This is a genomic window from Nocardia sp. NPDC003269, assembly GCF_042888005.1.
In the GTDB taxonomy this organism is placed as follows: Bacteria; Actinomycetota; Actinomycetes; order Mycobacteriales; family Mycobacteriaceae; genus Nocardia.
This window is the reverse complement of record NZ_JBIAPA010000001.1, coordinates 496,305-509,629: the sequence shown is the minus strand read 5'-3', so window position 1 is coordinate 509,629 and position 13,325 is coordinate 496,305. Positions and strand designations below refer to the sequence as shown.

The following is a 13,325-nucleotide window of genomic DNA, read 5'->3' as shown; positions in this document are numbered from 1 at the left end:
ACCCACACATGACCACCGCAGCCGATGTCGACTCGCGGCATTCCGATCTCGATGACCAGCGCACCCTCAGCGTGAGCCCGTTGCGCTCGCCCGCCGAGGTCCGCACCGTCCACCCCATCACCGACCAGCTCGCCGACACCGTGCGTGCCGGCCGCAAGGCCACCGTCGACGTGCTCAACGGCGACGACGACCGCCTCATGGTGATCGTCGGCCCGTGCTCGGTGCACGACCCGGCCGCCGCGCTGGAGTACGCCCGCAAGCTGGCCGCCAAGGCCGCCGAGCTGAACGACCGGCTGCACGTGGTGATGCGGGTGTACTTCGAGAAGCCGCGCACCACGCTGGGCTGGAAGGGCCTGATCAACGATCCGCACCTGGATGGTTCGTTCGACGTCAACACCGGCCTCGGCATCGGCCGCAAGGTGCTCGTCGACATCACCGCGCTCGGTCTGCCGGTCGCGTGCGAGTTCCTCGACCCGATCACCCCGCAGTACATCGCCGACCTGGTCTCCTACGGCGCGATCGGTGCCCGCACCGCCGCCAGCCAGGTGCACCGGCAGCTGTCCTCGGCGCTGTCCATGCCGGTCGGCATCAAGAACGGCACCGACGGTGACGTGCAGGTCGCCGTCGACGGTGTGCGCGCCGCCGCGGCCAGCCACGTCTTCCCCGGCACCGATCTCGACGGCCGTTCCGCGCTGATCCGCACCACGGGCAACCCGGACTGCCACGTCATCCTGCGCGGTGGCAGCAACGGCACCAACTACGACGCCGCCTCCGTCGCCGAGGCCAAGCTCCGGCTGGAGAAGTCGTCACTGGCCCAGCGCGTGGTGGTCGACGCCAGTCATGGCAACAGCAACAAGGACCACAACCGCCAGGTCGACGTCGTCACCGACATCGCCGAGCGGCTCGCCGCCGGTGAGCAGGGCGTGGTCGGCGTGATGCTGGAGTCGTTCCTCGTCGCGGGCCGCCAGGACCTGACCCTCGGCAAGGCCGACGAACTCACCTACGGCCAGTCCATCACCGACGCGTGCATCGACTGGAACGTCACCGCGGCCCAGCTCGACCGGCTCGCCGCCGCCGTCGAATCCCGTCGCGGCTGAGTGCCTTCCGTACCGTGGCCCCGGAGAAATCCGGGGCCACAGTGCTTTCCGCTACGGGTTCTGTACCGCGAGGCGGCCGGCCAGCGCGACGAACGAGGCGCCGAATACCCGGCGCATCCACGTCACCACGACCGGGCGCGCCAGGATGTGCGAGCGCACCGCGGCCGCGGCCGCACCGTAGACGGCGAAGACGATGAACGTCGCCAGCATGAACAGTCCGCTCAGTTCGAGCATGCGCGCCACGGCGTTCGGCGCGCCGGTGGGCACGAACTGCGGCAGGAACGCGAAGAAGAAGATCGTCAGCTTCGGGTTCAGCACATTGAGCAGAATCGCCGACCCGATCACCTTCCGCGCCGACGGCGCGGGCCCCGCCCCCGCCTCGGGAACCCCCAGCGCCCCCTTGTCGCGGAACGTACTCCACGCCATGTACAGCAGATACGCGACACCGAGATACTTCAATGTCTGAAACGCGATCGCGCTGGTGTGCAAGACCGCCGCCAGCCCGGTCACGGCGGCGATCATGTGCGGCACGATGCCGAGCGTGCACCCGAACGCGGCGATCACACTCGCCCGCACTCCACGCGCCAGCCCGGCGGCGAGCGTGAACAGCACCCCGGTCCCCGGCGTAGCGACGATGACGAGCGTGGTCAGAACGAACTCGATGCTCATCTCCCGCAGGGTAACCGCCCGACCCACATCGAGGAAGACCCTTTCCGCGCGAGCGTATGGTGTGCCGGTGACCGGGCGCCGAGACAACCCACACGACAGCTTGTTTCGCGGCATCATGGGCGAGCCGGCCTATGCGGCCTCCGAATTGCGTTCGGTGCTACCTGAACCTCTATCGGCCTGGCTGGATTGGTCGACGCTGCGCAAAGGGCCCGCGGACTACGTCACCGAGGAGATGCGGGTTCGGTTCGGTGACTTGCTGTTCGAGATCGACAGCCGAGATGGTGCGGCGCTGATCTATGTGGCGATGGAGCATCAGAGCAGCAGCGACGAGCTGATGCCGTTCCGGATGCTCGAGTACCTGACGCAGATCTGGGCACGCCATCTGCGCATGACCAAACCGCGACCGCGACGGCTGCCCGTCATCATTCCGCTGGTTGTGCACATCGGCTCACAGGGAGCCCGGTGGTGTCACTCGACGCAGTTCGCCGACCTTTTCCAGCTCCCGCCAGGCGTCGCCGACGTGGTGGGTGACTATCTGCCGCGATTCCGGTTCATGCTCGACGACGTCACCGCGCTCGATGCGGCCGAACTGGCGGAGCGTCCGCTGGTCCCGGAGGTGCGGCTGATGCTGAACGTCATGAAGGCTGCCCCGAACAACTCCGGATTGGACAGCGCACTCGCCCAATGGACCGAGGACCTGGCGGAGGTCGCCGAGGGTGCGGACGCTTTTCGGGTACTGAATCTGCTGGTTCGCTACATTATGCTGGTCGGTGAGACCGAAGAGAAGGCGTTGACGCCGCTGTTCGATGGGTTCGGGCCGGAAGCGAAGGAGGCGCTCGTGACTGCTGCTGATCGGCTTCGTGCCGAGGGGGAGTTGCGTGGGCGTGCCGAGGGTGAGGCTCGGGGAGAGGTTCGGGGCGTCGTCAAGACGTTGTTGAATCAGCTTCAGCTCAAGTTCGGTGGTGTGCCTGCTGCTGTTGTCGAGACCGTTCGGGCTGCTGATCCCGAGGATCTGAATCGGTGGGCTGGGCAGATTCTTACCGCGGACTCGATCGAGGAAACGCTCCGCTGATCTTCGGCGCACCGGCGGGGTCCGGTGGTGGGCTGGTCGGGTGGGTGCTGGACGGGGCGGTGCGGGTCGGCAGACTGGTGGGTGATGAAGCTGCCTGAGTTGCCCGAGCTGCCGGTGCGGTCTGCGCTGGGGGAGATCGTCGAGACGCTGGTCGGGCGTGGGGTGGCGGTGCTGGTCGCGCCGCCGGGGACCGGGAAGACGACGCTGGTGCCGTTGGCGTTGGCGGCGGGGACCGAGGGGAAGGTGGTCGTGGCCGAGCCGCGGCGGCTGGCTGCGCGGGCCGCGGCGGCGCGGATGGCGGCGTTGCTCGGGGAGAAGGTGGGGGAGAGCGTCGGGTATTCCGTGCGCGGGGATCGGAAGGTCGGGGCGCGGACGCGGATCGAGGTGGTGACCTCCGGGCTGCTGGTGCGGCGGTTGCAGAGTGATCCCGAGTTGGACGGTGTCGGCACCGTGGTGCTCGACGAATGCCATGAGCGGCACCTGGACGCCGACCTGTTGCTCGCCCTGTTGCTCGACGCCCGATCCGGACTACGGCCTGACCTGCGGGTGCTCGCCACCTCGGCAACGGTCGCGGCCGGACGCCTCGCGGCATTGCTCGGTGCGGGGGATGCCGTGCCCGAGCCGGTCGCATCATCCGCGACGAGTGAAGTGGCTTTGCTCGACTGCGGCCCGGCGACTTCAGAGGTCTGGACTGGAGATGGCTCCGTGGCACCGGGCTCCGTGGCATCGGGGTCCGCGTCCGATGGTGCGGCGGCGGTGGTCGCGGCTGCTGGAGGTGCGGCGGCTCCGGTGGGCGCGCCCGATGGTGGTGTGGTGCAGCCGGTGGGCGCGCCCGATGGTGGTGTGGTGCAGCCGGTGGACGCGCCCAATGGTGGTGCGGTGGTCTCTTCTGTCGCAGCCGATGACGGCCCGGCGACTCCGGTCGTGGTGCCGGGCGATGACTCGGCCCCGCGTGTTCGGCCCGAGGCGGATGCGTCCGACCGCGGTGCGATGGCCCGGGTGAGCGCTGAACGCGGTGGGATGGCGCCGGTGGTGGAGGTGCGTGGGCGGGCATATCCGGTGGCGGTCGGCTATGTTCCGGCGCTGGCTCGGGAGCGGGTCGAGGCGCACGTGGCGCGGGTTACTCGGCGGGCGCTGGCCGAGACCGAGGGGGATGTGCTGGTGTTTCTGCCCGGGGTCGGTGAGATCAATCGGACCGCGGGGTTGTTGCGGGATCTCGACGGGGTCGACGTGGTGCCGCTGCACGGGCGATTGGGTAGCGCGGTGCAGGATGTCGCGTTGCGGCAGGGGGCGCGGCGGCGCGTCGTATTGTCCACGGCGGTGGCGGAATCCAGCCTGACTGTGCCCGGTGTTCGTGCGGTCGTGGACTCCGGCTTGTCGCGGGTGCCCCGCATTGATCATCGGCGTGGCCTGTCCGGCCTTGCAACCGTGCGTGTTTCGGCTGCGGTCGCCGAGCAGCGGGCGGGGCGTGCCGGTCGTGAAGCGCCAGGTCACGCCTGGCGGTGCTGGCCCGAATACGAGCATCAGACCCTGCCCGCCTACCCCGAACCCGAGATCCGCACCGCCGAACTCACCCGCCTAGCACTGGAATTGGCGTGCTGGGGCACTCCCGGCGGCACCGGCCTCGCCTGGTGGGACGCCCCGCCGGAAGGTGGCCTCGCCGCGGGCCGCGCGGTCCTGCACGCGCTCGGCGCCCTCGACGACGCCGACCGCATCACCGACCGCGGTCGCGCCATGGCCGCCCTCGGCCTGCACCCCCGCCTCGCCCGCGCCCTCCTCGACGGTGCCGCCCACGTCGGCGCCCGCGCGGCCGCCGAGATGGTGGTCCTGATGGACGACGATTCCCTCGCCTCCGGCGTCGACGCGACAGCCGCCCTCCGCGCCCTGCGCGCCGAGCGACCGCCCCGCTGGACCAGAGAGGTCCAACGACTCGTCCGGCTGATCGGCGCACATGACGTGAGCGCCGGCGCCGACGAGAACAATGAGTCGGCCACTGATGGCTCGCTGGCAGCCGGCCGTGGGCGCCGCGGAGCGGCAACAGCTGGTGGCGGCAGAGGAACTGAAGCCGCCGGCGGTGGGAACGCTGGGTCGGCGGCGGAATCCGCGGCGCTGCTCATCGCGTTGGCGCATCCGGAGCGGTTGGCTCGGCGGCGGGCGAACGGGGCCTCGTATCTGATGGCGGGTGGGACGGCGGTGGCCTTGCCGCCGGGGTCCGGGCTCGCGGCGGCGGAGTGGCTCGCGGTGGCGGTGGCGGATCGGGATCCGGGGCGGGCCGAGGGGCGGATTCGGTTGGCGGCCATCGCCGATGAGGATCTCGCGCGGACGGCGGCGCCGGGGTTGGTGACGCGGGCCGACGAGGTGCGCTGGGAGTCGGGTGATGTGGTGGCCCGGCGGGTGGAACGGCTCGGGGCGATCGTGCTGTCGGAAAAGGCGCTGCGCGAACCGGATTCGCGGTTGCTGGCGGAGGCGGTGCGCGCGGGTCTGCGTTCGGAAGGGCTCGGGCTCCTGCGCTGGGACGAGGACGCCCGTGGTCTGCGGCAGCGCCTCGACTTCCTGCACCGCACCCTCGGCGCACCCTGGCCCGCCGTCGTCGACGACACGCTCCTCGCGGACCTCGATCTGTGGCTCGGCCCCGAACTCGCGACGGCCCGTCGCCGATCCGACCTGGCTCGTATCGACGCGGGCACCGCGCTGCGCCGACTCCTCCCGTGGCCCGAGGCGGCCCGCCTCGACGAGCTGGCGCCCGAACGCCTGGAGGTCCCCTCCGGCAGCCGCATCCGCCTCGACTACAGCGCCGACCCGCCGGTCCTCGCGGTGAAAGTCCAGGAGATCTTCGGCTGGACCCAGCCGCCCACGCTCGCCGGTGGCCGCGTACCGATCGTCCTCCACCTGCTGTCCCCGGCGCAGCGCCCGGTCGCCGTCACCGCCGACCTCCCGTCCTTCTGGCAGAACGGCTGGCCCCAGGTCCGCGCCGACCTCCGCGGCCGCTACCCCAAACACGCCTGGCCAGAAGACCCCACCACCGTCACCGCCCACCGAGGCACCGCCCGCAGCGCCAACCGCTGACCCCGCCACCGCCCGAAGGCGCCGGTGAACTGACGCACTACGGCCGGGCAGGGACAGCGTGGGCGGCGAGGAGATCGCCGGAAGTCGTGATGTCGCAGTGAAATCCGGCAGCGGTCAGGCGGGTGGTGAGCTGGTCGAGGGTGGGTTTTGGGCTGGTCGAAGGGCTGGTGGGGCTGCCGTAGCCGTAGCAGAGCCATAGGCGGCCGGTGGGGGACAGGCACTCTCGGATCATTGACCACGCCGCAGTAGCCGGGCCGGTCCAGAACAGGTTGACGTTGACCGCGAACACCAGGTCGAATCGTTCGTCCCCGTCGAGCTGGGCCAGCACCGCGCGCGTCGAACCGGGTCCGACCGCTCCCTCGACCAACCGGACCCTGCCGTCCGCGATCTCGGCGGCACACCGGTCCGCTGCCCGGCCGATCGCGGTGGCCGATCGATCGAGACCGACGATCCGTCCGCCCCGCAACCGCTTCGCGATCCGCACCAGCGAGGCGCCCGACCCCGGGCCGAGCTCGAGCACACGATCATCGGCCCGCACACCCATGGTGTCGGCGAACCACTCGAACCGCGCGTCGTCAGGCATCGGTGCTCCTCGGTGTGGGCGTGCCCGTACACACATGCTGACACGGCTGTCCAGGTCGTTGGCCTGGTCCGCCCGGGTTGACCAGCTCGGCGCGGTCCCCCGGCACTCCACCCGGGCGGACCAGCTCGGCGCGGTCGCCCACGGCACCCGACCCCTGCGGACAAGCTCGGCGCCGTCGTACCCCACCCGGGTGCGATCAGCTCAGCGCGGCGCGATGTCGGCGGGCCACCCCTCTGCGAAGACACCGGGATCGGACGCGAGGCGCGCCGCGTGCCATTCGTCCACCCGGGTGCCCCGCTGAATGCCACCCTGCCGGGCCAGCCCCTCGTAGTGGAACCCGACCCGGCGCACGGCGGCGGCCGAGGGGTGGTTGCCGACCATGGCGCGCCAGGTGATCCTGGCGAGGGCGAGGCCATCGGGGTCGAAGGCGAAGTCGCAGGCCAGGGTGATGGCGCGGGTCATCAGGCCCTTGCCGCGGTGGCCCTCGGTGAGCCAGAAGCCGATCTCGCAGACGCCCGGCCCGCGGGTGTGCAGGCCGAGCATGCCTTCGACGGGGCCGTCCGGCGCGGTGCGGAGGGCCCAGACCGCGGCATTGCCCGCCCAGGTGGGGGCGACAACCTTGTCGAGGAATTCCTCGGCGTCGGAGCGTGTGTACGGGACGGGGATCGTCGTCCAGTGGCCCACCTCGGGGTCCTGGCAGCATTCGACGATGCGGTCGATGTCGGCACCGGTGGGGCGGGTGAGCCAGAGGGTGCCGTCGGTGAGCGTGTGCTCGTACATCGAGCCATCGTGACAGGTCGGCGCCCGGTTTCTCAGCTGGTTTTCGCCGACCGTAGGATCAGCGGCGATGGTTTCCCCGTTACTCGCCGACCTGTTCGAATCGCATCGAGCGCATCTGCTTTCGGTCGCCTACCGACTCACCGGAAGTGTCGGTGACGCCGAGGACGCCGTGCAGGAGAGCTGGCTGCGGATGGCGGGCGTGCACCAGTCCGAGATCGACGACCTGCGCGCCTGGTTGACGACCGTGGTCAGCCGGATCTGCCTGGACCACCTGCGCAGCGCGGCGGTCCGCCGGGAAACCTATGTGGGGCAGTGGCTTCCGGAGCCGATCGTCACCACCCCGAGCCGCACCCCCGACCCGCTGGACGTGGTGGTCCGCCATCAGGACAGCCGGCTGGCGGCGCTGGTTGTACTCGACGCGCTGACCCCACAGCAGCGGGTGGCGCTGGTGCTGCACGACAGCCTGGACGTGCCGTTCGACGAGATCGCCGACATCCTCGGCGTGTCTGCCGACGCCGCGCGGCAGTTGGCGGTGCGCGCCCGCAAGGCGGCGGCGAAGGCGCCGGAACCGGTCGCCGACGACGTGCACGACGCGGCGGTGCGGCGGTTCCTCGCCGCGCTGGCCACCGGCGACGTCACCGCGGTGGCGGCCACGCTGCATCCGGACGCGACCTTCGTCGCCGACGCGGGCGGCACCACCAAGACGGCGCTGAATATCGTTGCGGGAGCGGAGAAGATCGCGCGCCTGGCGCTCGGCCTGTGGCGCAAGCAGCAGGAAGAGCTCGGTCTGGAGCTGGGTTCGGCGACGGTGAACGGGCAATCGGGCCTCGTTGTCACCGATCCGAACTCGCCGTTCGGGCGGCCGGTGCGGGTGCTCGGCTTCGCGGTGCGCGAGGGAAGAATCTGGGCTGCTTACGATTTCGCCAATGTGGCGAAGCTGTCGGGTGCGCGGCTGCGCTGACCTGGCATCGGACCGGACCCGCGCGATCCGGTCCGATGCGCCGGGTGTCTACGGGTAGGTCGACCCCCACTGGTGGTTTCCGGTGGACGAACCGAGGTTCGTGTCGCCGGTGGAGGAACCCATGTTGTTGTCCGGGGTCGCCGAGCCGGTGAAGTAGTCGACGATGGGGCTGCCCATCAGGTGATCGTGGATGAACCGCAGAGCCGAACCGGCAACCTCCGACGCAGCCGGGCCGACAATGAAATCGAGCAAGGGTGAGGCCATAGGGAGCCCCTTTCGATATGCCACCACGCTGTGGTGTGTGAGGTAGAACACGGCGAGGCTAGCTCAGCCTGGGTGATCGCACAATAGTGCAGGTCAACCCCGCAAAACGTTTGTGAAACATGCGTGTTCGCTATCGGACGGCAACGGTCGGGAAAAGTGGGATACGCTGCGGAGATGTCGTCTGCGCCGCCCACCGTCTCCCGTTTGCGCCCGTTCGGATCGACCATCTTCGCCGAGATGACCGAACTGGCGATCCGCCATGACGCGGTGAATCTGGGGCAGGGATTCCCGGATACCGACGGGCCCGCGGGCATGCTCGAGGTCGCCAAGGCCGCGATCTCCGACGGCCTGAACCAGTACCCGCCGGGCCGCGGCATGCCGGTGCTGCGCCAGGCGATCGCCGACGACCGCGCCCGCCGCTACGGCACGGCGTACGACCCGGCCACCGAGGTGCTGGTGACCGTCGGCGCCACCGAGGCGATCAGCGCCGCCGTGCTCGGGCTGGTCGAGCCGGGCCAGGAGGTGGCGCTGATCGAGCCGTACTACGACTCCTACGCCGCCGCCGTCGCGCTGGCGGGCGCGCAGCGGCGCACCGCGCGCCTGGTCGCCGACGGCGATCGGTTCGTCCTCGACCTGGACAGCCTGCGCGCCGCGATCACCCCGAAAACCCGGATGCTGGTGATCAACTCGCCGCACAACCCCACCGGCGCGGTGCTCGACCGGGCCGACCTCACCGCCATCGCGGAGCTGGCGCGCGAGCACGATCTGCTGGTGCTGGCCGACGAGGTGTACGAGCACCTGGTCTACGACGGCGCCGAGCACATCAGCATCTCCACGCTGCCCGGCATGCGCGAGCGCACGATCGTGGTGTCGAGCGCGGCCAAGACGTTCAATGTCACCGGCTGGAAGATCGGCTGGGTGTGCGCGCCGGCGCCGCTGCTCGACGGCGTGCTGGCGGCCAAGCAGTTCCTCACCTTCGTCGGCGGTGGACCGTTCCAGCCTGCCGTCGCGCATGCCATCAACGCCGAGATCGACTGGGTGCACGCGCTGCGCGACAGCCTGTCCGACAAGCGCCTTCGGCTCTCGGCCGCGCTGCGCGACACCGGGTTCGGCGTGGCGGCCAGCTCCGGCGGCTACTTCGTCTGCGCGGACATCCGCCCGCTCGGCGCCGAGGACGGGATGGCGTTCTGCCGCGAACTGCCCGCGCGGCTCGGTGTCGCCGCGGTGCCGGTGAGCGTGTTCGCCGACCACGCCGACGACTGGAAACACCTGGTGCGCTTCACCTTCAGCAAGCGCGACGAGACCATCGACGAGGGTGTGCGCCGCCTGCGGGCCGGGATGGCGGTGCGCTGAGGGGTGTTCCGGCTGTCGCCTGCCGGTGCGTCCTCAGTCGCGAGCGTGCCGGGCCGTCGGCGCGTGCCACTGGTAGTGGCGGGCCAGCAGGCGGAAGCCGATGGCGCCGAGCGCGGCGAGCAAGCCGGTCCAGGTCCGGTACAGGTCGAAGTGCAGCAGGGTGGCGGTGGCGGCCGCGCCGAACAGGGCGGGGATCGCGTAGAGGTCCTGGTCGGGGCGGAGCACGAACGGGACCTCGCCGCTGAGCACATCGCGCAGGACGCCGCCGCCGATGGCGGTCGTCATGCCGAGCAGCGCGGCGGTGGGCGCGCCGACGCCCGCCGAGTACGCGATGACCGTGCCGGTGACGCAGAACAGGCCGAGCCCGATCGCGTCGGCGATCTCGAGCGGTCCCTTGGTGAGCCGGCGCGAGGGCGCGATGAAGTACAGGACGAGCGCGGTCACCAGGGACGCGGACAGGTAGGTCAGGTCGGTGAACGCGCCCGGCGGCGTGCGCCCGATCAGCAGGTCGCGCACGATGCCGCCGCCCAGCGCGGTCGCGGTGGCCAGGATCGCCATGCCGAACAGGTCGAGCCGCTTGCGCACGGCGACCAGCGCGCCCGATGCCGCGAACGAGATGACGCCCATCAGCTCGCCGCCGCGGTGCACGGCGGTCAGCGCCGAGTCCAGCTCCGTCGCCGACGGCCCGGCCGCGACCATCGCCACCAGCATCCCACCACTCACCGCTCACTCCTTCTCGCCCGGATCACCCAGCAGCGTGACACGGCGGTGAGGGTGGCAGCCGACCAGGCCGCGCATGTCGCGCGTCCGTGTCGAGCGGCGCGGGTCAGGCCGGGGCCGGGCGGGCGCGGTCGGTGGCGAGCATGATCGCGATCCCGCCGAGCGCGGTCCCCATCAGGTACCGCTGGGTGCGCAGCCAGAGCGGGCGCGCGGTGAGGAAGCCGGCCAGGCCGGCCGCACCGAGCACGATCAGCGCGTTGACGGTGAGGGCGACGGTGATCTGGATCGCACCCAGCGACAGGCTCTGCAACCACAGCGCGCCGCGTGCGGGGTCGACGAACTGCGGGATCAGCGCCATGTACATGATCGCGATCTTGGGATTGAGCAGGTTCGTGACGAAGCCCATGGTGAACAGGCGCCGGGCGGGATCGACGGGCAGGTCGACCGGTGCGAAGACCGACACCCCGCCCGGGCGGACCGCCTGCCAGGCCAGCCACAGCAGATAGCAGGCGCCGGCGAGCTTGAGCCCCAGGTAGAGGCCCGGAACCACGGCGAACACCGCGGTGATCCCGGCGGCCGCGGCCAGCAGATACACCGCGAACCCGGCGGCGACCCCGGCCAGCGAGATCAGCCCGGCGCGACGTCCCTGCGCCACCGTCCGGGACACCAGATACATCATGTTCGGCCCCGGCGTGAGCACCATGCCGAGCGCTGCCGCACCAACCCCGAGAACCGCCGTCGTCTGAAGCACGCATCGAGTCTGACCTGGTCAGTGCGGCCTTGTCGCGGTCCAGTCGACACCTGCTGGACCGCACGTCGCTAGCTTCGCCCCGGGTCGTGTCGGCCCGGGTCCGTACAATCGACAAAGGCCGGCGACGCGATCCATCGCGCAGGCGCCGGCCACACAACCATCCGGCCGAACGCACCCCGCACAGGGCGAGCTCGACGAGCCCGTTCGGGGCCGCCCCTCATCGAGTGCTCGATCGAGGGGGCACGAGGCCCCGAACCCGCGGCCCCGGCCGCTAAGGAACACTGTGACCGACGGTCCGCTGATCGTGCAGAGCGACAAGACCCTGCTGCTCGAGGTCGACCACGAGCTGGCAGGCAACGCGCGGCAGGCCATCGCGCCGTTCGCGGAGCTCGAGCGCGCGCCCGAACACGTGCACACCTATCGGATCACGCCGCTGGCGTTGTGGAACGCCCGCGCGGCCGGACACGACGCCGAGCAGGTCGTCGACGCGCTGGTGAACTTCTCGCGCTACGCGGTGCCGCAACCGCTGCTGGTCGACATCGTCGACACCATGGGCCGCTACGGCAGGCTCCAGCTGGTCAAGCATCCGGCGCACGGGCTGTGCCTGGTGAGCCTGGACCGCGCGGTGCTCGAGGAAGTGCTGCGGCACAAGAAGATCGCCCCCATGCTCGGCGCCAGGATCGACGACGACACGGTGATCGTGCACCCGTCCGAGCGCGGCCACATCAAGCAGATGCTGCTCAAGATCGGCTGGCCCGCCGAGGATCTGGCCGGCTACGTCGACGGCGAGGCGCACGACATCGGCCTGGACTACACCGAGGGCAAGTGGCACCTGCGCGACTACCAGGAGATGGCCGCCGACTCGTTCTGGGCGGGCGGCTCCGGCGTGGTCGTGCTGCCGTGTGGCGCGGGCAAGACGATGGTCGGCGCGGCGGCCATGGCCAAGGCCAAGGCGACCACGTTGATCCTGGTCACCAATACCGTCGCGGGCAGGCAGTGGCGGCGCGAGCTGCTGGCGCGGACCACGCTGACCGAGGACGAGATCGGCGAGTACTCCGGCGAGCGCAAGGAGATCCGCCCGGTCACCATCGCCACGTACCAGGTGATCACCCGCAAGACCAAGGGCGAGTACAAGCACCTGGAGCTGTTCGACAGCCGCGACTGGGGCCTGGTGATCTACGACGAGGTGCACCTGCTGCCCGCGCCGGTGTTCCGGATGACCGCCGATCTGCAGTCCCGGCGCAGGCTCGGCCTGACCGCCACGCTGGTGCGCGAGGACGGCCGCGAGGGCGACGTCTTCTCGCTGATCGGCCCGAAGCGCTACGACGCGCCGTGGAAGGACATCGAGGCGCAGGGCTGGATCGCGCCCGCCGACTGCGTCGAGGTGCGGGTGACGCTCACCGACGCCGAGCGGATGGCCTACGCCACCGCCGAGCCGGAGGAGCGCTACAAGCTGTGTTCCACCGCGCGCACCAAGATCCCGGTGGTGGAGTCGATCCTGGCCAGACACAAGGACGCGCCGACGCTGGTGATCGGCGCGTACCTGGACCAGCTAGAGGAACTGGGCGTCGACCTGAACGCGCCGGTGATCACCGGCGCCACCAAGAACAAGGAGCGCGAGGCGCTCTTCGACGCGTTCCGGTCCGGCGAGGTGCCGGTGCTGGTGGTGAGCAAGGTCGCGAACTTCTCCATCGATCTGCCGGAAGCCTCGGTGGCGGTGCAGGTTTCGGGCACCTTCGGCTCCCGTCAAGAGGAGGCCCAGCGCCTCGGCCGGCTGCTGCGGCCGAAACAGGATGGGGGACAGGCGCATTTCTATTCGGTGGTCGCCCGCGACACCCTCGACGCCGAATACGCCGCGCACCGGCAGCGCTTCCTGGCCGAGCAGGGCTACGCCTACCGCATCACCGACGCCGACGATCTGCTCGGACCGCCGATCGGGGACGGCGCGTAGTAACGATCGGCCGGTCGGAACGCGGTACCGTGCGGTGAAGTCCTCGGCAGATAAGTGG

General features: G+C 70.5%; 12 protein-coding genes. 6 read left to right on the top strand and 6 right to left on the bottom strand.

What is annotated here, in order from left to right; all coding sequences use genetic code 11:
• The first annotated feature begins 8 nt into the window (after nucleotides 1-8).
• Nucleotides 9-1,097, top strand: coding sequence for a 3-deoxy-7-phosphoheptulonate synthase (locus tag ACFYWJ_RS02190; RefSeq protein ID WP_355271062.1), 1,089 nt, complete (start codon nucleotides 9-11; stop codon nucleotides 1,095-1,097).
• Nucleotides 1,098-1,148: 51 nt separating this feature from the next.
• Here ACFYWJ_RS02190 and ACFYWJ_RS02185 read toward each other — a convergent pair whose 3' ends face one another.
• A complete protein-coding gene (locus ACFYWJ_RS02185) occupies nucleotides 1,149-1,766 on the bottom strand; it encodes a LysE family translocator (protein WP_355271064.1) in 618 nt (205 codons plus the stop codon).
• A 67-nt stretch (nucleotides 1,767-1,833) separates the two neighbouring features.
• Between ACFYWJ_RS02185 and ACFYWJ_RS02180 the strand changes: the two genes are divergently transcribed.
• Nucleotides 1,834-2,838, top strand: coding sequence for an Rpn family recombination-promoting nuclease/putative transposase (locus ACFYWJ_RS02180; RefSeq protein ID WP_355271066.1), 1,005 nt, complete (start codon nucleotides 1,834-1,836; stop codon nucleotides 2,836-2,838).
• Between the two features lie 84 nt (nucleotides 2,839-2,922).
• The gene (hrpB, locus tag ACFYWJ_RS02175; protein WP_355271068.1) at nucleotides 2,923-5,904 is read left to right on the top strand and encodes an ATP-dependent helicase HrpB; all 2,982 of its coding nucleotides are present in this window, start codon (nucleotides 2,923-2,925) and stop codon (nucleotides 5,902-5,904) included.
• A 37-nt stretch (nucleotides 5,905-5,941) separates the two neighbouring features.
• Here hrpB and ACFYWJ_RS02170 read toward each other — a convergent pair whose 3' ends face one another.
• A complete protein-coding gene (locus ACFYWJ_RS02170) occupies nucleotides 5,942-6,487 on the bottom strand; it encodes a class I SAM-dependent methyltransferase (protein ID WP_355271070.1) in 546 nt (181 codons plus the stop codon).
• 201 nt (nucleotides 6,488-6,688) lie between these two features.
• Entirely contained in the window at nucleotides 6,689-7,267 is a 579-nt protein-coding gene (locus ACFYWJ_RS02165) for a GNAT family N-acetyltransferase (protein WP_355271072.1), read from the bottom strand.
• A 67-nt stretch (nucleotides 7,268-7,334) separates the two neighbouring features.
• Here ACFYWJ_RS02165 and sigJ point away from each other — a divergent pair, with 67 nt between their 5' ends.
• Entirely contained in the window at nucleotides 7,335-8,228 is an 894-nt protein-coding gene (gene sigJ, locus ACFYWJ_RS02160; protein ID WP_355271073.1) for an RNA polymerase sigma factor SigJ, read from the top strand.
• Between the two features lie 48 nt (nucleotides 8,229-8,276).
• Here the strand turns inward: sigJ and ACFYWJ_RS02155 are convergent, their stop codons facing one another.
• The gene (locus ACFYWJ_RS02155; protein WP_355271075.1) at nucleotides 8,277-8,405 is read right to left on the bottom strand and encodes a hypothetical protein; all 129 of its coding nucleotides are present in this window, start codon (nucleotides 8,403-8,405) and stop codon (nucleotides 8,277-8,279) included.
• 261 nt (nucleotides 8,406-8,666) lie between these two features.
• Here ACFYWJ_RS02155 and ACFYWJ_RS02150 point away from each other — a divergent pair, with 261 nt between their 5' ends.
• Nucleotides 8,667-9,845, top strand: a complete 1,179-nt coding sequence (locus tag ACFYWJ_RS02150) for a pyridoxal phosphate-dependent aminotransferase (RefSeq protein WP_355271077.1) — start codon at nucleotides 8,667-8,669, stop codon at nucleotides 9,843-9,845.
• A 33-nt stretch (nucleotides 9,846-9,878) separates the two neighbouring features.
• Here the strand turns inward: ACFYWJ_RS02150 and ACFYWJ_RS02145 are convergent, their stop codons facing one another.
• Nucleotides 9,879-10,556: a trimeric intracellular cation channel family protein gene (locus ACFYWJ_RS02145; RefSeq protein WP_387161387.1), complete on the bottom strand. Its 678-nt coding sequence runs from the start codon at nucleotides 10,554-10,556 to the stop codon at nucleotides 9,879-9,881.
• A gap of 115 nt (nucleotides 10,557-10,671) precedes the next feature.
• Nucleotides 10,672-11,268, bottom strand: a complete 597-nt coding sequence (locus ACFYWJ_RS02140; RefSeq protein WP_378825728.1) for a LysE family translocator — start codon at nucleotides 11,266-11,268, stop codon at nucleotides 10,672-10,674.
• A gap of 331 nt (nucleotides 11,269-11,599) precedes the next feature.
• Between ACFYWJ_RS02140 and ACFYWJ_RS02135 the strand changes: the two genes are divergently transcribed.
• On the top strand, nucleotides 11,600-13,267 hold the full coding sequence (locus ACFYWJ_RS02135) for a DNA repair helicase XPB (protein ID WP_280344784.1): 1,668 nt from the start codon (nucleotides 11,600-11,602) through the stop codon (nucleotides 13,265-13,267).
• Nucleotides 13,268-13,325 lie beyond the last annotated feature (58 nt).

What these genes read in the sequence shown, in the direction of transcription:
- ACFYWJ_RS02190 (WP_355271062.1), top strand. Translation starts at nt 9, where the DNA reads ATGACCACCGCAGCCGATGTCGACTCGCGGCATTCCGATCTCGATGAC.
- ACFYWJ_RS02185 (WP_355271064.1), bottom strand. Translation starts at nt 1,766, where the DNA reads ATGAGCATCGAGTTCGTTCTGACCACGCTCGTCATCGTCGCTACGCCG.
- hrpB (WP_355271068.1), top strand. Translation starts at nt 2,923, where the DNA reads ATGAAGCTGCCTGAGTTGCCCGAGCTGCCGGTGCGGTCTGCGCTGGGG.
- ACFYWJ_RS02170 (WP_355271070.1), bottom strand. Translation starts at nt 6,487, where the DNA reads ATGCCTGACGACGCGCGGTTCGAGTGGTTCGCCGACACCATGGGTGTG.
- ACFYWJ_RS02165 (WP_355271072.1), bottom strand. Translation starts at nt 7,267, where the DNA reads ATGTACGAGCACACGCTCACCGACGGCACCCTCTGGCTCACCCGCCCC.
- sigJ (WP_355271073.1), top strand. Translation starts at nt 7,335, where the DNA reads ATGGTTTCCCCGTTACTCGCCGACCTGTTCGAATCGCATCGAGCGCAT.
- ACFYWJ_RS02155 (WP_355271075.1), bottom strand. Translation starts at nt 8,405, where the DNA reads ATGGGCAGCCCCATCGTCGACTACTTCACCGGCTCGGCGACCCCGGAC.
- ACFYWJ_RS02150 (WP_355271077.1), top strand. Translation starts at nt 8,667, where the DNA reads ATGTCGTCTGCGCCGCCCACCGTCTCCCGTTTGCGCCCGTTCGGATCG.
- ACFYWJ_RS02145 (WP_387161387.1), bottom strand. Translation starts at nt 10,556, where the DNA reads ATGCTGGTGGCGATGGTCGCGGCCGGGCCGTCGGCGACGGAGCTGGAC.
- ACFYWJ_RS02140 (WP_378825728.1), bottom strand. Translation starts at nt 11,268, where the DNA reads ATGGTGCTCACGCCGGGGCCGAACATGATGTATCTGGTGTCCCGGACG.